Here is a 6,354-nt window from a genome sequence, read left to right on the forward strand (position 1 = left end):
GTGTGCAGCCGTCCGCTGCAGAACGCCCGCAGCGTGGCGGTGTCATGGATGCGTCCGGCCTTCACGGCGGCCTCGGCGCCCCCGGAGTGGGCGTGGCCGCCCGCCGGGAAGCGTCCGTCGGCGAGGACGAGCAGGGCTGGGTTCATGGTCGGCCGGCTTCGAAGGAGGATTCGGACTCGGACTCGGATTCAGAAGAGGAAGTAGCGCTGGGCCATCGGCAGTTCGGCCGCCGGTTGGGGCTCGACCACCTCGCCGTCGATGCGGACGGTGAAGGTGTCGGGCTCGACGGTGACATGCGGCCTGGCGGTGTTCTCGTGCAGGTGGTCCTTGGTGACGCCGCGGGTGTTGCGGATCGCGGTGAAGGCCTTGCCGATGCCCAGGTCCCCGGCCAGCCGTTCGGGCAGGTGGTCGTCCAACGCGCTCCGGGTGACGAAGTTCAGCGAGTTGGCGGCCGGGGCCCGGCCGATCGCGCCGAACATCGGCCGCGGCAGCACCGGCTGCGGGGTGGGGATGGAGGCGTTGGCGTCGCCCATCTGGGCCCAGGCGATCTGGCCGCCCTTGATCACCAGGTCGGGTTTGACGCCGAAGAACGCCGGGTTCCACAGCACCAGGTCGGCCAGCTTCCCCGGTTCCACCGACCCGATCTCACCGTCCAGGCCCTGGGCCACGGCCGGGTTGATTGTGTACTTCGCCACGTAGCGGCGGGCCCGGAGGTTGTCCGCGCGCCCGTCGCCGGGCAGGGACCCCCGGCGCACCTTGTTGACGTGCGCGGTCTGCCAGGTTCGCATGACCACCTCGCCGACCCGTCCCATGGCCTGCGAGTCGGAGCTGATGATGGAGATCGCGCCCAGGTCGTGCAGCACGTCCTCGGCGGCGATGGTCGAGGGGCGGATCCGGGACTCGGCGAAGGCCAGGTCCTCCGGCACGGTGGGGCTGAGGTGGTGACAGACCATCAGCATGTCCAGGTGCTCGTCCACGGTGTTGCGGGTGTGCGGGCGCGTCGGATTGGTCGAGCTGGGCAGCACGTTGAGCTCGGAGACGACGGTGATGATGTCGGGCGCGTGGCCGCCGCCGGCGCCCTCGGTGTGGTACGCGTGCACCCCGCGCCCGGCGATCGCCGCCAGGGTGTCGCCGACGAACCCGGCCTCGTTCAAGGTGTCGGTGTGGATCGCGAGTTGGGCGCCCGACTGCTCGCACACGCCCAGGCAGGCGTCGATGGCGGCAGGAGTGGCCCCCCAGTCCTCATGGATCTTGAAGCCGAGGGCGCCGGCCCGCAGCTGCGCGTGCATCGACTCGGTGTTGACGGTGTTGCCCTTGCCCAGCAGCCCGAAGTTGACCGGGTAGTGCTCGGCGGCGGCGAACATCCGCGCCAGGTGCCAGCTGCCGGGGGTGATCGTGGTCGCCTTGCTGCCCTCGGCCGGACCGGTCCCACCGCCGAGCAGGGTGGTGACACCCGACGCGAGGGCCTCCTCGAAGATCTGCGGGCAGATCAGGTGCACATGCGCGTCCACCGCCCCCGCCGTGAGGATCCTGCCCTGGCCGGCGATGACCTCGGTCTCCGGACCGATGACCAGGTCGGGGTGGACCCCGTCCATGGTCTCCGGGTTGCCCGCCTTGCCCAGCGCCGTGATCCGCCCGTCACGGATGCCGACGTCGGCCTTGACGACACCCCAGTGGTCGAGCACCACCACGCCGGTGATGACGGTGTCCGGGGTGCCCTCGGCACGTGAGGCCCGCGACTGGCCCATCGACTCGCGGATCACCTTCCCGCCGCCGAACACCGCTTCGTCGCCGCCCGCGCTGAGGTCCCGCTCGACCTCGATCAGCAGCGCGGTGTCCGCCAGCCGGATCCGGTCCCCGGCGGTGGGGCCGTAGAGGTCCGCGTACCGGCGCCGGGTCAGTGTCAACGCGGCAGCGGCGGCCGGGCGCGCGGTCGCGTCGCCGCTCTTCGAGGCTTCAGTCATCGAGGCTCCCCTTCGTCTCGCCGCGCAGGCCCAGCACCTCGCGGGTGCCGCCCAGCGGGATCAGCTCCACCTCGGCCGGGATTCCGGGCTCGAAGCGCACCGCCGTGCCGGCCGGGATGTTCAGCCGTCGGCCGTGCGCGGCTGCCCGGTCGAAGTCCAGGCCCGGATTGGCCTCGGCGAAGTGGTAGTGCGACCCGACCTGGACCGGCCGGTCCGCCGCGTTGACCACGGCCAGCACCGTCACCGCGCGGCCGAGATTCAGCCCGATGTCCCCGTCGCCCAGCAGCACCTCACCGGGGATCAGCGGCGCGTCGGGCGGTCGGGGCGTCTCGGGGACCCCGGGTCCGGCGCTCATGCGATCGGCTCGTGGACGGTCACCAGCTTGGTGCCGTCCGGGAAGGTCGCCTCGACCTGGACGTCCTGGATCATCTCCGCGATCCCGTCCATCACGTCCGCGCGGGTCAGCACCCTGCGCCCGGACTCCATCAGCTCCGCCACCGTGCGCCCGTCCCGGGCGCCCTCCAGCACATGCACCGTCAGGATCGCGACGGCCTCCGGGTGGTTGAGCCGCAACCCGCGCCCACGCCGGGCCCGGGCCACGTCCGCGGCCACATGGATGAGCAGTCGTTCCTGCTCGTGCGGGGTGAGTCTCATCGGCGTGCACCTCTTGCGGGGCGTCCCATGCATGCTGCCTGGGGAGTGGGACGCGGGCACGCCGTTGTGCCGCGAATGGGCCGCCGATCCCTCCCGGAACCGCGGCGGGGGTACCGACCGGGAACGGCGTCGCACACGGGCCGCTCTGCCCGCCGCCGTTTCGGCCGATCCGCGCCCGGGGTCCGGATCGTGTGCCGACACGTTAGCGGAACGAAAGGGGATCCGGTGAGAGGGCGCGTCGACCGAACGCGTTCCGACGCGTTCTCCTATCGTGCGCACAGCCGTGGCGTGCGCACGCCAGGACATTCGCATAAACGGAATCCCGTCGGCGGAATATGAGGCTCCGTCATTTGCCGACCCACCCGGACGGATCAGAACCGGACACAGGAAATGGCGCGTCATCGCCCCCGGAATCCGGCATTCCCATCTACATAGATGCAGGTCAGACGATTCTTCTGGGTCGAATGTGACTTCTGTCAACCTCCCTGAACAATCCCACTAAATGATCGTCGGAGTGCTGATCGTTCATGTTGTCGACGCATGGGAAACAGAAAGTGACAAGAGTCACAAAAGGCTGTTGCAACGTGAAGGCCCCATAAAAACGTGCCAATACTGTCGGCCGAACGGAGAAGTCCCCGCCGCCGTGGCGGGGCGGTCCGGCCGGACGCCGAGTCTCGCCACCGGTCGGACGCCAGGTGCCCACACACCTGACAGGCGAGAGCGGGAGACCCGATCAGGCCGGGACGGCACGACCGTCCCTCGGGGTGAATTCCGGCGCGTGGCCCCACGCGGCGGACGGGCAGCTTTCGGAGCCCGAACCCGACAGGGAGAACTTTCGTAGGCGGTTCCGGAAGGAAGCACATGACTGCGTCCGTGCTCAACCATGCCCGCGTGCCCAACCCCGCCCGCGTGCCCAACCGCCCCCGCCGCCGGCGGGCCGGGGTCACCGCGGCCCTCACCGTCGCCGCCTTCGCCGGCAGCACCCTGCTGGTGAACACACCTGCCGACGCCGCGACCATCGAGGCCAAAGCCCTCAGCATCGCGGCGTCAAAACACGGTGACCCCTACCGCTACGGCGCGGCCGGCCCCGACCGGTTCGACTGCTCCGGCCTGACCTACTACTCGTTCAAGCACGCGGGCAAGTCCCTGCCGCGCACCGCACAGGCCCAGTACAACAGCGTCCAGCACATCTCCAAGGCCGGCCTGCGCCCCGGCGACCTGGTCTTCTTCCACTCCGGCAGCTCGGTCTACCACGTCGGCATCTACGCCGGCGGCGGCAAGGTCTGGCATGCCCCGTACACCGGCTCGTACGTGAAGCTGGAGAGGATCTGGACCAGCGCCGTCTGGTACGGCCGCATCCGCTGACCCGGACCGGACCAGCACGCGCCGGCGCCCGCGGCGCGGCTACTCGCCCGGGTAGCGGACACCGATCCGCTCGCGGGCGGTGTCCAGGATCTCCATCACCTCCACGGTGTCCTGCCAGGTCACCAGGGGGCTCTCGACCAGCCCGGCGCGCAGGCAGCGCATGACCTCCTCCGCCTCGTGGGCGAAGCCGATGCCGGTGCGCGGCAGGCTGAACTCCTCCGGCTGCGCCTCGTCGCCGTCGTTGCGGTAGAGCAGGAAGGAGTCGGGGCGCAGGAACAGCGGCGGCAGCTCGATCCGGCCCAGCGATCCGCCGATGTAGGCGCGGCCCGGACTGCTGGCGACGATCCCGCAGCTCAACGTCGCCAGCGCGCCGGAGTCGTAGCCCAGCACCAGCCCGGTGTTGAGGTCCACGCCCTCCGGGGAGAGCGAGGCGTGGGCGGTGACGGTGTCCGGCTTTCCCAGCACCAGATGGGCGAAGGAGGCCAGGTAGACGCCCAGGTCCAGCAGGGCGCCGCCGCCCAGCTCCGGGTTGCGCAGCCGGTGCAGCGGGTCGGTCGGGCCGGGGAACCCGAAGTCGGCGTGCACGATGCCGACCTCGCCGATCGCCCCGTCCGCGACCAGGTCGAGCATCTTCCTGATCGCGGGGTTGCAGCGCATCCACATCCCCTCCATCAGGAACGCCCCGCGCTTGCGGGCCAGCTCCACCAGCGACCGGGAGTCGGCGGCGTTGAGGGTGAACGGCTTCTCGCACAGCACGGCGCGCCCGGCCTCCAGGCACAGCGCGGTCGCCTCGTAGTGGACCTGGTGCGGCGTGGCGACGTAGATGACGTCCACGTCGTCGTCCGCCGCGAGTTCGGCCCAACTGCCGTACGCCCGGGGGATGTCGAAGCGGTCGGCGAAGGCTCGGGCGGAGGCTTCGGTGCGCGAGCCGACGGCGACCAGCTCGGCGTCGGGGAGCAGCTTCAGGTCGCGGGCAAAGTCTGCGGCTATGCCGCCGGTGGCAAGGATGCCCCAGCGAATGGTGTCGGTCATGGGTCCATCCCACCTCGCTGACCTGCCACTCGTCCAGGGGCGGTGCGCCGGGACGGCGTGCCGTGGCGGGTTCGGCGGCGTTAGGCAGGGCATGTCCGATCATCGATGGTCCCCCATCGCCCGCCTCCTCCCCGCCGTCGGCCTGCTGCTTCTGGCGGGCTGCGCCGCGCAGCCGGCCACCGGTGACGCACCCGCCGTCCCGGGCGCCCGGCTGCCCGGGACGCCCGGGTCGTTCCAGTCCCCCCGCTCGCCCGAGCCGACCGCCGGCGCCCCCGCCGGACCGACGGTCACCACGGCCGGGCTGGCGGTGACCGCCGGGGGCTACTGGCTCGACTCGGTGACCGAGCAGCCCACCGGCGCCGTCCGCTCGCTGGACTACCTGTTCCGGGTGCTCGCCCCGGACGGGAGCGCAGTCACCACCTTCCGCGGCGGTCCGGACACGGCCCGCGCCTACGCCGTCCGCTCCGACCTGACCGGCTTCCGGCGGGTGGTCCCGGCCGGTCTCGGCGAGGGGGTGTGGAGCGCGCCGCTGGGCGAGCTGGACCCGGGCCGCTGGCGGATCTACCTGTCCTTCGCGCCGAGCACCAGCAGGCAGCCCGCGGGCCGCTCCGGGCGACTGCTGCTGGGCCGCTCACTGCAGGTGCCGGGCGCCTGGGAGACCAGCCCGCTCGACCCGCCCTCGGACACCGCCTCGGTCGACGGCTTCACCGTGCACCTCAGCGGCAGCCCGGTCGCCGGCCGACCGGTCGTGCTGCGGCTGTCCGTGGACGCGCCGCCCGGCAGCTCCCCGACGGTCCCGCTGGACGGCGCGCCGGCGCAGCTGACGGCGGTTCACCCGGGCGACCTGGCGCTGGTCCCGTTCACCCCGCTGCCCGGCCGGGGGACGGCCTTTCGCGGCACCTTCCCCGAGGCCGGGGACTGGCGGCTGTTCGTGCAGTTCCGGACGGAGCGTCGGAACGGCGACCACACCGCCGCACTCACCGTGACGGTTCGGCCCTGACCAGCACCTGCACCGCGTGCTCGATCTGATCCGGGGTCAGGTCGGCGCGGGCCGTCAGGCGCAGCCGGGACCAGCGGTCGGGAACGGACGGCGGGCGGAAGCAGCCGACCAGCACCCCCTGCTCCCGGCAGGCGGCGGCCCAGGCCAGGGCCGTCTCCGGGGCCGCGACCCGGACCGACACCACGGCGGCGTCGGGCACCGACGCGTCCAGCCCGGCCGCCGACAGCCGCGCCGACAGCTCGCGGCCCACCTCCCGGGCCCGCTCGGCGCGCTGCGGCTCCTCCCGGAGCACCCGCAGCGCGCCGAGCGCGGCGCCGACCGCGGCCGGCGCCAGGCCGG

7 protein-coding genes are annotated in these 6,354 nt (G+C 72.3%); 2 read left to right on the forward strand and 5 right to left on the reverse strand.

Annotation, left to right across the window (positions count from 1 at the left end; all coding sequences use genetic code 11):
* Positions 1 to 188: 188 nt before the first annotated feature.
* Genes TR46_RS03665 through TR46_RS03675 form a run of 3 tightly spaced genes read right to left on the reverse strand, consistent with a single transcriptional unit; the run spans position 189 to position 2,618 of the window.
* A complete protein-coding gene (locus TR46_RS03665) occupies positions 189 to 1,964 on the reverse strand; it encodes an urease subunit alpha (RefSeq protein ID WP_084717842.1) in 1,776 nt (591 codons plus the stop codon).
* On the reverse strand, positions 1,957 to 2,268 hold the full coding sequence (locus tag TR46_RS03670; RefSeq protein ID WP_042393414.1) for an urease subunit beta: 312 nt from the start codon (positions 2,266 to 2,268) through the stop codon (positions 1,957 to 1,959). The genes TR46_RS03665 and TR46_RS03670 overlap by 8 nt, the downstream gene beginning before the upstream one ends.
* A 47-nt stretch (positions 2,269 to 2,315) precedes the next feature.
* Positions 2,316 to 2,618, reverse strand: a complete 303-nt coding sequence (locus TR46_RS03675) for an urease subunit gamma (RefSeq protein ID WP_042393229.1) — start codon at positions 2,616 to 2,618, stop codon at positions 2,316 to 2,318.
* A gap of 861 nt (positions 2,619 to 3,479) precedes the next feature.
* Between TR46_RS03675 and TR46_RS03680 the strand changes: the two genes are divergently transcribed.
* Positions 3,480 to 3,983, forward strand: a complete 504-nt coding sequence (locus TR46_RS03680; protein WP_042393231.1) for a C40 family peptidase — start codon at positions 3,480 to 3,482, stop codon at positions 3,981 to 3,983.
* A gap of 39 nt (positions 3,984 to 4,022) precedes the next feature.
* Here TR46_RS03680 and TR46_RS03685 read toward each other — a convergent pair whose 3' ends face one another.
* Positions 4,023 to 5,015 carry a Gfo/Idh/MocA family protein gene (locus TR46_RS03685; protein ID WP_042393233.1) on the reverse strand — a complete coding sequence of 331 codons (993 nt, stop codon included), beginning with the start codon at positions 5,013 to 5,015 and terminating at the stop codon, positions 4,023 to 4,025.
* A gap of 91 nt (positions 5,016 to 5,106) precedes the next feature.
* On the opposite strand from TR46_RS03685, the gene TR46_RS37665 reads away from it, so the two are divergent.
* A complete protein-coding gene (locus tag TR46_RS37665; RefSeq protein WP_052432521.1) occupies positions 5,107 to 6,015 on the forward strand; it encodes a DUF8832 domain-containing protein in 909 nt (302 codons plus the stop codon).
* Here the strand turns inward: TR46_RS37665 and TR46_RS03695 are convergent.
* The coding region (locus TR46_RS03695) for an aminotransferase class I/II-fold pyridoxal phosphate-dependent enzyme (RefSeq protein WP_042393235.1) at positions 5,993 to 6,354 on the reverse strand (362 nt) is incomplete at its 5' end. The genes TR46_RS37665 and TR46_RS03695 overlap by 23 nt on opposite strands.

The organism is Streptacidiphilus carbonis, assembly GCF_000787775.1.
GTDB lineage: Bacteria > Actinomycetota > Actinomycetes > Streptomycetales > Streptomycetaceae > Streptacidiphilus > Streptacidiphilus carbonis.

What these genes read in the sequence shown, in the direction of transcription:
- TR46_RS03675 (WP_042393229.1), bottom strand. Translation starts at nt 2,618, where the DNA reads ATGAGACTCACCCCGCACGAGCAGGAACGACTGCTCATCCATGTGGCC.
- TR46_RS03685 (WP_042393233.1), bottom strand. Translation starts at nt 5,015, where the DNA reads ATGACCGACACCATTCGCTGGGGCATCCTTGCCACCGGCGGCATAGCC.
- TR46_RS03680 (WP_042393231.1), top strand. Translation starts at nt 3,480, where the DNA reads ATGACTGCGTCCGTGCTCAACCATGCCCGCGTGCCCAACCCCGCCCGC.
- TR46_RS37665 (WP_052432521.1), top strand. Translation starts at nt 5,107, where the DNA reads ATGTCCGATCATCGATGGTCCCCCATCGCCCGCCTCCTCCCCGCCGTC.
- TR46_RS03665 (WP_084717842.1), bottom strand. Translation starts at nt 1,964, where the DNA reads ATGACTGAAGCCTCGAAGAGCGGCGACGCGACCGCGCGCCCGGCCGCC.